At 56.2% G+C, this 12,276-nt stretch carries 16 protein-coding genes; 3 read left to right on the top strand and 13 right to left on the bottom strand.

Annotated elements, in window-relative coordinates; all coding sequences use genetic code 11:
* Positions 1-238 precede the first annotated feature (238 nt).
* The 13 genes from D1841_RS00200 to ylxM all read right to left on the bottom strand — a co-directional run bounded on the left by D1841_RS00200 (position 239) and on the right by ylxM (position 9,830).
* A complete protein-coding gene (locus tag D1841_RS00200; RefSeq protein ID WP_160641124.1) occupies positions 239-718 on the bottom strand; it encodes an ATP synthase F0 subunit B in 480 nt (159 codons plus the stop codon).
* A gap of 56 nt (positions 719-774) precedes the next feature.
* Positions 775-1,269 (bottom strand): pantetheine-phosphate adenylyltransferase, encoded by a 495-nt coding sequence (gene coaD, locus D1841_RS00195; protein WP_201751150.1) that lies wholly within the window; start codon positions 1,267-1,269, stop codon positions 775-777.
* A gap of 23 nt (positions 1,270-1,292) precedes the next feature.
* Positions 1,293-1,877 (bottom strand): 16S rRNA (guanine(966)-N(2))-methyltransferase RsmD, encoded by a 585-nt coding sequence (rsmD, locus tag D1841_RS00190; protein WP_256376617.1) that lies wholly within the window; start codon positions 1,875-1,877, stop codon positions 1,293-1,295.
* Between the two features lie 107 nt (positions 1,878-1,984).
* Positions 1,985-3,880 (bottom strand): excinuclease ABC subunit UvrC, encoded by a 1,896-nt coding sequence (uvrC, locus tag D1841_RS00185; RefSeq protein ID WP_160641122.1) that lies wholly within the window; start codon positions 3,878-3,880, stop codon positions 1,985-1,987.
* Positions 3,881-4,076: 196 nt separating this feature from the next.
* Positions 4,077-4,631 (bottom strand): GNAT family N-acetyltransferase, encoded by a 555-nt coding sequence (locus D1841_RS00180; protein WP_160641121.1) that lies wholly within the window; start codon positions 4,629-4,631, stop codon positions 4,077-4,079.
* Between the two features lie 270 nt (positions 4,632-4,901).
* A complete protein-coding gene (locus D1841_RS00175) occupies positions 4,902-5,165 on the bottom strand; it encodes an HPr family phosphocarrier protein (RefSeq protein WP_160577729.1) in 264 nt (87 codons plus the stop codon).
* Between the two features lie 233 nt (positions 5,166-5,398).
* Positions 5,399-6,091 (bottom strand): tRNA (guanosine(37)-N1)-methyltransferase TrmD, encoded by a 693-nt coding sequence (gene trmD / locus D1841_RS00170; RefSeq protein ID WP_160641120.1) that lies wholly within the window; start codon positions 6,089-6,091, stop codon positions 5,399-5,401.
* Positions 6,091-6,615: a ribosome maturation factor RimM gene (gene rimM / locus D1841_RS00165; protein WP_160641119.1), complete on the bottom strand. Its 525-nt coding sequence runs from the start codon at positions 6,613-6,615 to the stop codon at positions 6,091-6,093. The genes trmD and rimM overlap by 1 nt, the downstream gene beginning before the upstream one ends.
* Positions 6,616-6,715: 100 nt before the next feature.
* Positions 6,716-7,459: a phosphotransferase family protein gene (locus D1841_RS00160; protein ID WP_160641118.1), complete on the bottom strand. Its 744-nt coding sequence runs from the start codon at positions 7,457-7,459 to the stop codon at positions 6,716-6,718.
* 69 nt (positions 7,460-7,528) lie between these two features.
* A complete protein-coding gene (locus tag D1841_RS00155; RefSeq protein WP_160577725.1) occupies positions 7,529-7,759 on the bottom strand; it encodes a KH domain-containing protein in 231 nt (76 codons plus the stop codon).
* 53 nt (positions 7,760-7,812) lie between these two features.
* Positions 7,813-8,055, bottom strand: coding sequence for a 30S ribosomal protein S16 (gene rpsP / locus D1841_RS00150; protein ID WP_160641117.1), 243 nt, complete (start codon positions 8,053-8,055; stop codon positions 7,813-7,815).
* A 56-nt stretch (positions 8,056-8,111) separates the two neighbouring features.
* Positions 8,112-9,446, bottom strand: a complete 1,335-nt coding sequence (gene ffh / locus D1841_RS00145; RefSeq protein WP_160641116.1) for a signal recognition particle protein — start codon at positions 9,444-9,446, stop codon at positions 8,112-8,114.
* A 15-nt stretch (positions 9,447-9,461) separates the two neighbouring features.
* Complete coding sequence (gene ylxM / locus D1841_RS00140) at positions 9,462-9,830, bottom strand: YlxM family DNA-binding protein (protein WP_160641127.1); 369 nt, start codon at positions 9,828-9,830, stop codon at positions 9,462-9,464.
* Between the two features lie 401 nt (positions 9,831-10,231).
* Here ylxM and D1841_RS00135 point away from each other — a divergent pair, with 401 nt between their 5' ends.
* From D1841_RS00135 to D1841_RS00125, 3 genes are read left to right on the top strand one after another with little or no spacing between them, the layout of a single operon-like run.
* On the top strand, positions 10,232-11,284 hold the full coding sequence (locus D1841_RS00135; RefSeq protein WP_160641115.1) for a low specificity L-threonine aldolase: 1,053 nt from the start codon (positions 10,232-10,234) through the stop codon (positions 11,282-11,284).
* Positions 11,281-11,682, top strand: a complete 402-nt coding sequence (locus D1841_RS00130; protein ID WP_160641114.1) for an ASCH domain-containing protein — start codon at positions 11,281-11,283, stop codon at positions 11,680-11,682. The genes D1841_RS00135 and D1841_RS00130 overlap by 4 nt, the downstream gene beginning before the upstream one ends.
* Positions 11,679-12,266: a histidine phosphatase family protein gene (locus D1841_RS00125; RefSeq protein WP_160641113.1), complete on the top strand. Its 588-nt coding sequence runs from the start codon at positions 11,679-11,681 to the stop codon at positions 12,264-12,266. The genes D1841_RS00130 and D1841_RS00125 overlap by 4 nt, the downstream gene beginning before the upstream one ends.
* The last annotated feature ends 10 nt before the right edge of the window (positions 12,267-12,276 follow it).

Raw genomic sequence — 12,276 nt, 5'->3', positions numbered from 1 at the left:
CCTGCCCCACTTTTATGCCACAGCGTGGAACTTCTCCCCACTTTTCACCACCCAGCTTCATTATTATACCCTAGAAGCTCACTGAATGCAATTCGGAAAATCCGTTCGACCCCTTCTGAGAAAAGGAACGATGGTATGTTCGGGCAGATAGTGGGGGAACGGAAATTCCCCTCGCTATATCTAGCGAGGGGAATTCTAAAAATCATGGGATTTATTGAATTTGCTGGAATCTTCCGGGTCACATTTGTGAATTTCGCTGGGAAGCCTTGATATTCTGCCTGGTTTTCCGCAGTTCAGACAGTCCTTCCGCCAAAGCTTCGTCTGTGCGGCGCATTAAATCGTCTACATAATCATTGCTGGCCTTGCGCATTTCCTTGAATTTTGCCTGGGCCTGGGCGATAAGCTCGTTGGCCTTCTGCTGGGCCTGGCGCACAATCTCCTGCTGATCTACCAGCGCCCTGGCCTTTTCCTCTGCCACGCGGATAATGGTTTCCGCCTCCCGCTGCGCCTCGTTGAGAATCTGCGCCCGGTCTGCCACAATGGCCCTGGCCTTATGCACCTCTGCGGGGATTTCTTCCTTAATTTCGTCCAGAATCTGCCGGACCTCCTCGCCGTCTACAAACAGCTTGCCGCCGGACATAGGCATTTTCCAGCCCTTTTCCAGCATGTCATACATTTCGTCGATGAGATCTTCAATAGTCGCTTGGTTATTTGCCATGGAAAACTCTCGTCCCTTTCTTTGCTGATTCCTGACGGGAAGCCCGCAGGCTGCCGCTAACCCTGTTTACAAAGGCGTTCCTGGATGGTATGCAAAATGCAGTCGGGCACAAAATGGGAGATATCCCCTCCGAAGCCCGCAATCTGTTTGACAACGCTGGAGCTTAAAAACATGTTGTCAGAGCTTGTAGGCAGGAACATGGTTTCTAAGCGCGGGTTCAGCTTTTTGTTTGCCAGCGCCTGCTGGAATTCATATTCAAAGTCTGACACGGCACGCAGGCCCTTCACCACCACCATGGCGCCCTTCTCCATGGCGTAATCCGCCAGCAGCCCTGTCACCCGGTCTATTTCCACATTTGCAAGGCCCGCGCCGTCGCACACCCGCTGCAAAAGCTCCATGCGCTCCTCCACAGAGAAGCTGAAATGCTTCTGGGGGTTCACCGGCACCGCCACAATAATCCTGTCAAATATCTTGCACGCCCTGCTGATAATGTCCAGATGGCCCATGGTCACCGGGTCAAAACTGCCGGGGCAGATTGCTGTCCGTATCATAGCTTGTCTCCTTTTCGGGGGCACTATTCTTCCACAGGCCTGCAATAGCTTGTCAGCATAATCTTCCCATACCGATACTGCCTGTACAGGGCAAAGCCCTCTGCCGCCTCCGGCATCTGTTCCTCCCGGGGATGCTCGCACACAATGATGCCGCCAGGGTTCATGTGCCTGGCTACCGCGGGCAAAGCCTCCTGCAAAAGGCCTGTGCGGTAGGGCGGGTCTAAAAAGGCGATGTCAAAGCTGCCTGGGCCGCTGTGCAGGAAAGCCCTGAAATCCATGGGCGCCAGCCGCGCCCGGCCCTCAAGCCCCAAAGCCCGCAGGTTTTTTTCTATCACCTGCTGGGAGGCCCGGGAGGCGTCCACCAGCACAGCCTCTCCCGCCCCCCGGCTGAGGGCCTCCAGGCCAATCTGCCCGGAACCGGCAAACAGGTCTAAAAACCTGCGCCCCTCAATGCGGAACTGCAGTATATCAAACAGGGCTTCCTTCACCCGGTCAGAGGTAGGGCGCACTGCGTCCCCTTCCAATGACAAAAGCTTTTTGCCCCGCATAGTGCCTGAAATAATGCGCATACGCTTGTCTCCACGTAATAAATCAAGGGATATGGCCATCCTGCCTGAAACCCTGTTCTTCCAGTGTATTCACTGTATTATCCCATTATTTTCTCCATATGTCAACTGTTTAAACCATTTTATCGCGGTTTATTCCCTGTTTTTCTTCAATTTTCAGGGCTTTGCGCCCCTGTTTCCCCTTCCGCCTCCAGGCTCCCATGGAAAAATTCAAAAACCCGTCGGGCAGCGGGCTTTGTCATGCCCGGGGCTGTTTCCAGCTCCCGCAGGTCTGCCCCCGCCACATTGGCAACGGTTTTGAAGTGCTTCAAAAGGGCCTTGGCCCGGGTCTGGCCGATGCCCTCAATAGACGTAAGGGTGGAGGAAATGGCGGCCTTTTTCCGCTGCTGCCGATGGTATCCGATGGCAAAGCGGTGTACCTCGTCCTGGATGGAGGACACCAGGGTGAAGGCCCGGCGGGTGGAACTGATGGCAATCTCCCCCCCTGTCAGGGCGATAGCCCGGGTGCGGTGCTTGTCATCCTTTACCATGCCGAAAAGGGGCACCGCTATCCCCATTTCGTCTAAAAGGGGCTGCACTGCCGCCACATGGCCCTTGCCGCCGTCTAAGAGGATTAAATCCGGCAGGCGGCCAAAGCCTGTGCCGTCCCCCTCCTGCTGATGGGCCTTATATTCCTCAAACCTGCGGCGGATAACCTCCCGCATGGATCCATAGTCGTCCTGGCCCTCCACAGTCTTGATTTTAAACTTCCTGTAGGCAGACTTCAAGGGCCTGCCGTTTTCAAACACCACCATGCCCGCCACATTCTCCCCGCCCTGGAGGTTGGAGATGTCGTAGGACTCGATATAGGCCGGGGCCTTTTCCAGCCCCAGCAGGCGGCGCAGCTCGTCTAAGGCGGAAGCGTCCCGCCCTGCGGTGCCTGTGTGCTGGGCAATGCTTTCAGCGGCGTTGGTGCGGCACATCTGCACAAGCTGGTGCTGCTCTCCCCGCTGGGGCGCCGTAATGTGTACCGCCCGCCCCCGCTTTTCCGAAAGCCACCGCTCCAAAAGCTCCCTGTCCTCTATCTCCCCATCCAGGGCAATCACAGGAGGAATCCGATCCCGTATGCCGTAATACTGCCGCAGAAACTCCGACCGGGCCTCCGGGTCAGGCTGGCAGCCTTCGGTGAGGAAGCTTTCCCGGTCGCTGAGCTTCCCCCCTGTAAAGCGGAACACCTCAAAGGCGGTGTGGGTTTCACCCTGGGCCAGGGCAAACACGTCCTGCTCCTCCACCCGGCTTGCCACCACTTTCTGGCGCTCCTTCATCTTGTTGATGGCGCTTATCCTGTCCCGCAGCCGGGCCGCCAGCTCAAACTCCATGTTCCCGGCGGCTTCCTCCATTTTGGCGGTAAGGGCGCGCACAGAGGTGCTGCTGCCCCCCTTGATAAAGTCCAGGGCCTGCTGGAAGGCCTCGTTATATTCTTCCTCACCCATGCGGCCCCGGCAGGGGGCGCAGCATTGCTTGATGTAGTAGTTAAGGCAGGGCCTGCCCTTGCCAAAGTCCTGAGGGAATTTTTTATTGCAGTCTGGCAAGCGGAAAATCTTCCGGGCGGAGTCAACGGTTTGCTTAATAGACCAGGAGCTTAAATATGGCCCGATATACTTGGCTCCATCGTCCTCCATTTTTTTCACCTCGGTAATCCGGGGCCAGCTTCCGCCGCTAACCCGGATATAGCTGTACCCCTTGTCATCCTTCAGCAGGATGTTATATTTGGGCTGGTTCTGTTTAATGAGGCTGCTTTCCAGCACCAGGGCTTCAAACTCGCTGTCCGTGACAATATACTCAAACCAGTCCACATTCTGCACCATCCGGCGCACCTTTTCCTCATGGTTGCGGTCGGAGCCGAAATACTGGCTCACCCGGTTTTTCAGGGCCTTGGCCTTGCCAATGTAGATAATCTCCCCAGTTTTGTCGTGCATAATGTACACCCCTGGGGACAAGGGAAGCTGCATAGCCTTTTTTCGCAGTTCCTTCTTTTTTTCCGCCCGTTCCTCTATGCTGTCCATTGCGCCCTCCCCTATGCGGTTGCCGTATATATGGGGCTGCCGCCCCATGCCCCGCCCAAAGGGGCTTTTTGAAAAAAGCCCCTTTGGAATCCTCAAAAACTTTTATATTACTTCTGCACACAATAGCAGGAAATTGGGTATATTCCCCGGCCCTGCGGGCGGGGGAATATATGGCTATCCTTTCCTATTATTTCTTTCAGAAATAATACTCTGACGCCAGGATGCTGTACATGCAGGCGTCTACAATGCCCTTGTTGCTGTGGTCGGCCTGGCGCAGGGTGCCTTCGTAAGTGAGTCCGCACTTTTCCATCACCTTGCCGGAGTTGGGGTTATTGGGATCGTGCTGGCTTTCAATGCGGTTTGCCCCCACTTCCTCAAACAAAAAGGAGATAATGGCGGAAAAAGCCTCGCTGGTAATGCCCTTGTGCCACCAGCGGCTGCCAATACAGTAGCCGATGTGTACCTTATCTGTGGCTTCATCCTGCTCCACCACGCTGATGCTGCCAATAGGCTCTCCCAGTTCCTCCAGCACAATGGCCCACTGGTAGAAGGAAGGGTCTTTGTAAGAAGCCGTCCACCCCTCCAGCACCCGCTGGGCGTCCGCTATGGACTTGGCTGTGGGCCAGCGCAGGAATTCCGTCACCTTTGGGTCGCTTTCCCAATTGCGGAACATGGCCTCCTTGTCCTCCATGCGGAAGGGCCGCAGGGTAAGCCGCGGGGTCTTTATCACTTTTGTGCCTAAGTGCGTCATATGCAAACACCTCCGTAAAAACGTCATGCCATATTAAGTTTAAAAAGCAAACACAGTCCTCAAATATTTCCCGTCCCGGGAGCACGCCATGTACGCGACGGCGCACGAAAGCCGCATAAACCCTTTATGCGGCGGAAGCTTCCATCCCTGTCCCCCGCGTCTTGGGTCAAGCGTCACGCTTGCGCGTCTTGAGTGCAGCGCCGCAATGCTAAAAAGAAAGCACCGCTGTAACGCGGTGCCTATCCATGCAGTGCCCCTGCCGGGGAAAAATTACTCGGCAAAGCCAGACTCTACCAGCTTAACCAAAGCGTCTACTGCGTCCTGCTCGTCGGAGCCATCGGCAATAATACGGATGGTGACGCCGCCTACGATGCCCAGGGACAATACGCCCAGCAGGCTCTTGGCATTAACCCGTCTTTCTTCCTTCTCCACCCAGATAGAGGCCTTGAACTCATTAGCCTTCTGGATAAAGAATGTTGCAGGACGTGCATGAAGGCCCACCTGATTCTGAACCAAAACTTCCTTAGCGCACATGTACATTCACCCTCCTAGTAATTTAACAGCATAAAATAGGCTCTGGAAAAAAATCCGTCTAAAAGGCGGAAAGCTTTTGGAAATTGAGTTAATTATATCATATTTGCGGCGAACGTCAACAGATTCCAGCCAATTTTGTTTCCATGAACAGTCTATGAATTTTTTTCTAGCCTTCCTTTGTGCAGCTTGCCCGTTATGTTGAAAACTTTTTGAGGGTTTTGCGCTTTCCCCCTTCAGCCCTTTCCATACTTTTCCAGCAGATCCGGCCTGTTTTGGGCGGTGACAGCCAAAGCCTGCTCCTGCCGCCAGGCCCGGATGTTCCCGTGATGGCCGCTGAGCAGCACAGAAGGCACAGCGCGGCCCCGCCAAACCTCCGGGCGAGTATACTGGGGATATTCCAACAGCCCGGAAAAGTGGCTCTCCTCCGTAAAGCAGGCCTCCTCCGACAGCACTCCCGGCAGCATCCGGCTCACAGCGTCCGCCAGAATCATGGCAGGCAGCTCCCCCCCGGTAAGCACATAATCCCCAATGGAAACCTCCTCTGCCCCATACTCGTCCAGCAGCCGCTGATCTACCCCCTCATAATGCCCGCAGAGAATAACAAGATGAGGTCGCCCCGCCAGTTCCCGGGCCTTTTCCTGGCACAGCACAGGACCCCGGGGAGACATATACAGGATATGCGGCAGGCTTCCCGTATGTTCTTTTATGGCGTCAATGCCCCGGGCAAAAGGCTCTGCCAGCAGCAGCATCCCCTTCCCCCCGCCGAATACGGTATCGTCCACCCTGCCTCTGGGATCCGGGGAAAAATCCCGGAGCTGGTGGCAGCAAATCTGCAAAAGGCCCTTTTTCCTGGCCCTGCCCACAATGCTTTCCCCCAGCACCGGGGGAAACAGCTCTGGAAACAGGGTGAGGATATCCATGCGCATCAGGCTTCCTCCTCCCCGCCGTCAAAAATGCCGGGAATGGGCAGCAGCCGGATCACCCCGCCCTCCAGGTCTGTCTCTTGTATCATATGTGGCACAGCCGGGAACAAATACTCTTTCCCTTCCTTTGACACAATGCGATATACGTCATTGGCCCCGGTCGGCAGAATTTCCTGTAAAACGCCGTATTCCTGCCCGGTAATGCCGTCAACAGCCCGCAGGCCAATCAAATCCTGCAAAAAGTACTGTCCTGGCGCAAGGCCCACGTCCGCCCGGTTCAGGTAGAGGATTTTTCCCCGCAAAGCGTCTCCCTGCTCCACAGAGTCCACCCCCTTCAGCCGCATAAGCAGCCTCCCCTTGTGAACCCGGGAAGCCAGCAGCCCCGCGTCCCGCTCTCCCGCGCTGTCAAAATAGAAGCGCTGAATCTTCTGCAAAAACTCCGGGGAGTCTGCCCAAGGCTCCAGGCACACCTCCCCCCGCACCCCATGGGTGCGCACAATCCTTCCCGCTTCCAAATACTGCTTCATATGCCCTCCTTGCTGCCCCTGCCTCCGGCGGCCTATTTAAGAAGCCCAACCGCATCGAAAGTGGAAGGCTTCCGGTCCGGCGGCCGGGGACTTGCTTCTGTTATGGTTTTAGAGATTCCTTTATGAGGCCCATAAGGGTTTCCTGTTCCTCTTCAAAGCCCTCGGAAAGCCGCGCCCCCGCCAGCACAGGCAGCCAGCGCAGGATTTCCTCCCCCTGCCGCCCTGTTTGGGCGCAATAGGCCTTTAAATACCCCTCTGCCAGCAGGGGCATGTGCAGGAGGTATATCATATAGGTGCGGCAGGCGTCTGCGTCCGGGTGGCCCGCTGTGGCGTTTGCCCAGTCGATAACGGTATGGCGTGCGCCGTCTGTCAGAACATTCCCTCCATAGAAGTCGCCATGGCACAGGGCATTTCCCTGGAGAAGCCCTGCAAGCAGGGCGAAAAGCCTGCTTTTCTGGCTTTCCTCCAGCACATTGCCCCCTTCTATGCGGCCCCGCAGCCAGTCTGCCAGGGCAAACGGCAGGGGCACCGGAGCCTGGTGAATTTCCGCCTGCAGCCGGGCCAGAATTCCCATGGCTTCCTCCCACCAGGCAGGCTCCTGCTCCAGCAGCTCATGGAGGGTTTTCCCCGGCACGCTCTCCATCTGTATGGCCGGGCAGCCTTCCACGTCTGCCACCCCATATACCGCCGGGACGGGCAGTCCCGCTTCCGCCGCCAGCGCCCCGATATACGCTTCCCGGAATACGCTTGAAATCCCGGTGCCTGCATGAAACACTTTGCAGGCTCGTCCGTCTATACTGTATACGTCTGCCCGGGCGCCCCTGCCCATTAACGCACCTGCCATTTTTTCTCCCTCCTAAAACAAAAAGCGGGCCGGTAAAGGCCCGCAAGCTTGTTTTTCCCGCTGCCCGCGTCAGTCAATCTCAACCATAATCTTCTGGTCGTTGCGGGTGGCGGCGGCACGCATAACCACGCGGATTGCCTTAGCAATGCGGCCCTGCTTGCCGATAACCCGGCCCATGTCGTCCTCTGCCACATGGAGGTGGTAGATGGTGGCGCCGTTTTCGGCTTCCTCACTGGTAATAACGATCTCTTCCGGCTTTTCTACCAGCCCGGAGGCAATGGCTTTTAATAAATCCTGCATTGTTTTAGAACGTTCCTTTCTCTATGCGTATTTTTCCCTTATGGACGTTTTTCTCAGATAACGCCGTGTTTCTTGAACAGAGCCTTCACCGTATCGGTGGGCTGGGCGCCGTTTGCAATCCACTTCTTGGCCTTCTCGGGGTCAACCTTCACCACGCTGGGCTCTTCCATGGGGTTGTAATAGCCGATTTCCTCAATAAAGCGGCCGTCGCGGGGGAAGCGGGAGTCCGCCACCACAATGCGGTAAAAGGGGTTCTTCTTTGCGCCCATTCTTCTCAGTCTGATTTTCACTGCCATAATTCGTTTCCTCCAAAATAATGATAATATATGATAGGGCCTTGCGGCCTGGTCAACTAAAACGGCATTCCGCCGCCCATGCCCCGCAGCATCCTGCGGCCTTTTTTCCCGCCAAACTGCTTCATCAGCTTCTGGGTCTGCTTAAACTGGTTTAAAAGGCGGTTCACGTCCTCCACCTTCTGCCCGCAGCCTGCGGCAATGCGCCGCTTCCGGGAAGCGTTGAGGCTTTCCGGATGGGAGCGCTCATAAGGGGTCATAGAGAGGATAATGGCGGCGGTGCGATCCATCACCCGCTCGTCAATGTCCAAATCGTCCACCTTGCTGCCCATGCCGGGCAGCTTTGAGAGGATGCCTTTAATCGGCCCCATCTTCCGCACCTGCTCGAACTGCTCCAGCATATCGTTTAAGTCCAGCTTATTGTGCATCAGCCGCTCTGCCGTTTTGGCGGCTGCCTTTTCGTCCAGCTTCATCTGGGCGTCTTCAATCAGGGACAGCACGTCCCCCATGCCCAGGATGCGCCCTGCCATGCGGTCGGGATGGAAAACCTCCAGATCCCCCAGCTTTTCCCCTGTGCCTGCAAACTTGATGGGCTTGCCTGTCACAGCTTTTACAGACAGGGCCGCGCCGCCCCGGGTGTCGCCGTCCAGCTTTGTGAGGATAACGCCGGAGATGTCCAGCAGATCGTCAAAGGATTTCGCCACGTTCACAGCTTCCTGGCCTGTCATGGAGTCCACCACCAGCAGGATGTCCGTAGGCTCCACCGCCTCTTTAATGCGGCGCAGCTCCTCCATCAGCTCTTCATCAATCTGCAAGCGGCCCGCTGTATCAATAATTACATAGTCATTGCCGTAATCCTTTGCGTGCTTTACGGCTTCCTTTGCTGTAACAACCGGGTCTTGGGCGCCTTTTTCATACACCGGCGCCCCAGCTTTTTCCGCCACCACCTGTAGCTGCTTGATGGCTGCCGGGCGGTAAATATCCCCCGCCACCAGCAAGGGCCTGTGGCCCTGGGTTTTCAGCATATGGGCCAGCTTTGCGGCGTGGGTGGTTTTGCCCGCGCCCTGCAGGCCGCACATCATAATCACAGCAGGCGGGTGGGCAGGCATTTTCAGCCTTGCCTCCGCGCCCCCCATCAGGCCGGCAAGCTCTTCGTTTACAATCTTTATCACCATCTGGGCGGGGGTCAGGCTTTCCATCACCTCCGCGCCAATGGCCCGTTCTGTCACCTTGCCTGTAAATTCTTTGGCAACCTTATAGTTTACGTCCGCTTCCAGCAGCGCCAGCCGCACCTCCCGCATGGCTTCCTTTACGTCTGCCTCGCTGAGCTTGCCCTTGCTGCGCAGCTTTTTAAACGAATTGCTAAGTTTTTCCGCTAAGCCCTCAAATGCCATGGCGCTCCCTCCTCATCAGCTTTCTCCCGCAATTTCCTCTGCCTTTTCCAGAATAACCGCGGCGTTTTCGTCAATTTCCGGCACCTGCCCCTTTTGGGCGTTTTGCTCTTGTATGTTCAAGGCGCAGTCGCAGATAACCGCCAGCGCCCCCTGTATCTCCTGAAAGCGCCGGGCCAGCCCCAAACGCTCTTCCATCTCGAAAAGCTGCTGCTCCGCCCGTTTGATGGCGTCCCGCACCCCCTGCCGGGTGATGTCCCATTCCTGGGCTATCTCCGCCAGGGACAAGTCCTCATTATAATAGGCGTCTATAACCTCCCGCTGCTTCTGGGTGAGCATGTCGCCGTAAAAATCCAGCAGATATGAAATTTTCAAGTCCTTTGCCATCAAAGCCACCTGCCGCTTCCTCTTTGTGTAAAGTCTTTCTCTTTACAGCTTCTCTATTATACATGAGCGGCCTTTGTTTGTCAATACACCCGTTTTCTTTTTTTAAATTTACTTTTTACTGCCCTTATGGTATAATTTACAGGCGTCTTGCAGGAAACCCTGGACGCTTATACCAATCCGGATCACCTGCCGCCCCCTGATTTTGAAGCGCCGGATTTTTGAAAAGCCGCTGCCGGATGCGTCTGTTTCATCCAGCCTTATGCCCTGAAAAAGTAATGAACAAACTGTGAATTATGGTAAAACACGGGCAAAAAACGCCATTTTGTAAACCTTTTGTAATTTTTATGCCAGTCTATTTTACGATCTTCTATTAAGAAAAAAAATTTCCAGGAGGGAAAAACATGGTTTATTTTAACTGCGACTACACCGAGGGCGCCCACCCCCGGATTATGGAAAAGCTGCTGGATACAAACCTGGAGCAGACCCCGGGCTACAGCACAGACATTTACTGCGAGCAGGCCAAGGCCCTGATTTTGCAGGCCTGCCAGTGCCCCAAGGCCCAGGTGCATTTCCTGGTGGGAGGCACCCAGGTAAACTTTACCATTATCCGCGCCGCCCTGCGGCCCCACCAGGGGGTTATCGCGCCGGAAACCGGGCACATTCATGTCCATGAAACCGGCGCGGTGGAGGCCACGGGCCACAAAATCCTGGCCCTGCCCTGCGGGGTGGAGGGGAAGCTTACCGCCGCCCAGGTGGAGAAAGCTGCCGCCGAGCACTTTGCAGGCAGCATGCCTCCCGCCCATATGGTGCAGCCCAAGATGGTGTATATCTCCCAGCCTACGGAAAACGGCGCGCTGTACTCTCTGGAGGAACTGGAAGCCCTCCACACTGTCTGCCGGAAATGGGGGCTTTTCCTCTTTGCCGATGGCGCGCGCATGGGTTATGGCCTTACAGCCCGGGGCGCGGACGCGGCCCTTCCCGACATGGCCCGGCTGTGCGACGCCTTTACCATTGGCGGCACAAAATGCGGGGCGCTGTTCGGGGAGGCGGCTGTGCTTGTAAACCCGGCCCTGCAGGAGGATTTCCTCTATGCTGTGAAGCAAAACGGCGGGATGCTGGCAAAGGGACGGCTTTTGGGCCTGCAGTTTTCAGGGCTGTTTGAAAGCGGGCTGTACTATGAAATCTGCCAGAAGGCAAATGCCTTTGCCTATGAGATTGCCGATGCCTGCAAAGAAGCTGGCTTTCCCGCATACGCCCCCTCCCCCACCAACCAGCAGTTTTTTATCTTCCCGGACGATGTGCTGGAAAAGCTGCAGCAGCATTTCCATTTCTCCTTCTGGGAAAAGACAGACGAGGGGCATACCGCTGTGCGCATCTGCACAAGCTGGGCCACCACAGAGGAAAACGTACAGGCGCTTATAAGCGCCATCAAAGCCGCCGGGGCAGAAAAATGAAAGTGCTGAGCCTGCGGGAGCCTTGGGCTTCCCTTATCCTGCTGGGGAAAAAGCGCATTGAGACAAGGAGCTGGCGGACAAACTACCGGGGGCCGCTGTGCCTCCACGCCAGCGCCGCCAGGATAAACCACAGGGATCCCCACATACAGGAACTGCTGGCCCTTATCCCCGGGGCGCCCATGGCATATGGGAAAATCCTCTGCCGCTGCGTGCTGGCAGACTGCGTGCCCATGGACGGGGCTTTCCTGGAGGAGATGGAGCGGCACAAAACAGAGTGGCTGTGCGGAGAGTATGCCCCCGGGCGGTTTGCCTGGATGCTGGAAAACATAGAGCCAATAGAGCCGCCCGTCCCCGCCAGGGGGATGCTGGGGCTGTGGGAATGGGAGGGAGAAGGATGACGGAGCTGTATTTCATCCGCCACTGCCAGCCGAATTATGAAAACCATGACGACCTCACCCGGGAACTGTCCCCAAAAGGGCAGGCTGACACCGGGCTTGTCACAGGATATCTCCGGGACAAAAACATCAGCGCCGTGCTTTCCAGCCCTTTTAAACGGGCGGTGGACACAGTGGCACCCTTTGCCCGGGCGGTCGGCCTGCCCGTTATAACAATGGAAGATTTACGGGAGCGCCGGATAGACAGCGGCTGGATTGAAGACTTTGAAGGCTTTGCCCGCAGGCAGTGGGCAGACTTTTCCTATAAGCTGTCAGACGGGGATTCCTTAGGCCAGGTGCAGGCGCGCATGGAAGCCTCTTTGGAGAAAATTCTAGAGGAACATAAGGGTGGGCGGGTCGCCATCGGTTCTCATGGCACAGCCTTAAGCGTGCTGGTACACAGCCTGCGACCCGGCTTTGGCTATGAGGGCTTCTCCCGGATACGGGGCCTGATGCCCTGGGCTGTGCATTTTACCTTCCAGGGAAAAGCCTGCGCGCAGGTGGAGGAAATTGACCTGTTTGCCGGGGAAGCCAGGGAAATTTTGTGAGGAGGAATAC

Source organism: Neglectibacter sp. X4 (assembly GCF_009917365.1).
Lineage (GTDB): Bacteria > Bacillota > Clostridia > Oscillospirales > Acutalibacteraceae > Acutalibacter.
The sequence above is the reverse complement of the archived record's forward strand: the minus strand, read 5'-3'. Positions and strand labels throughout refer to the sequence as shown.

Excerpts from the sequence above, each read along its gene's own strand:
- ylxM (WP_160641127.1), bottom strand. The coding sequence starts at position 9,830 with ATGGCAAAGGACTTGAAAATTTCATATCTGCTGGATTTTTACGGCGAC.
- ffh (WP_160641116.1), bottom strand. The coding sequence starts at position 9,446 with ATGGCATTTGAGGGCTTAGCGGAAAAACTTAGCAATTCGTTTAAAAAG.
- rpsP (WP_160641117.1), bottom strand. The coding sequence starts at position 8,055 with ATGGCAGTGAAAATCAGACTGAGAAGAATGGGCGCAAAGAAGAACCCC.
- rsmD (WP_256376617.1), bottom strand. The coding sequence starts at position 1,877 with ATGGCCATATCCCTTGATTTATTACGTGGAGACAAGCGTATGCGCATT.
- trmD (WP_160641120.1), bottom strand. The coding sequence starts at position 6,091 with ATGCGCATGGATATCCTCACCCTGTTTCCAGAGCTGTTTCCCCCGGTG.
- D1841_RS00175 (WP_160577729.1), bottom strand. The coding sequence starts at position 5,165 with ATGTGCGCTAAGGAAGTTTTGGTTCAGAATCAGGTGGGCCTTCATGCA.
- coaD (WP_201751150.1), bottom strand. The coding sequence starts at position 1,269 with ATGATACGGACAGCAATCTGCCCCGGCAGTTTTGACCCGGTGACCATG.
- uvrC (WP_160641122.1), bottom strand. The coding sequence starts at position 3,880 with ATGGACAGCATAGAGGAACGGGCGGAAAAAAAGAAGGAACTGCGAAAA.
- D1841_RS00130 (WP_160641114.1), top strand. The coding sequence starts at position 11,281 with ATGAAAGTGCTGAGCCTGCGGGAGCCTTGGGCTTCCCTTATCCTGCTG.
- D1841_RS00180 (WP_160641121.1), bottom strand. The coding sequence starts at position 4,631 with ATGACGCACTTAGGCACAAAAGTGATAAAGACCCCGCGGCTTACCCTG.
- D1841_RS00160 (WP_160641118.1), bottom strand. The coding sequence starts at position 7,459 with ATGGCAGGTGCGTTAATGGGCAGGGGCGCCCGGGCAGACGTATACAGT.
- D1841_RS00135 (WP_160641115.1), top strand. The coding sequence starts at position 10,232 with ATGGTTTATTTTAACTGCGACTACACCGAGGGCGCCCACCCCCGGATT.
- D1841_RS00200 (WP_160641124.1), bottom strand. The coding sequence starts at position 718 with ATGGCAAATAACCAAGCGACTATTGAAGATCTCATCGACGAAATGTAT.
- rimM (WP_160641119.1), bottom strand. The coding sequence starts at position 6,615 with ATGAAGCAGTATTTGGAAGCGGGAAGGATTGTGCGCACCCATGGGGTG.
- D1841_RS00125 (WP_160641113.1), top strand. The coding sequence starts at position 11,679 with ATGACGGAGCTGTATTTCATCCGCCACTGCCAGCCGAATTATGAAAAC.
- D1841_RS00155 (WP_160577725.1), bottom strand. The coding sequence starts at position 7,759 with ATGCAGGATTTATTAAAAGCCATTGCCTCCGGGCTGGTAGAAAAGCCG.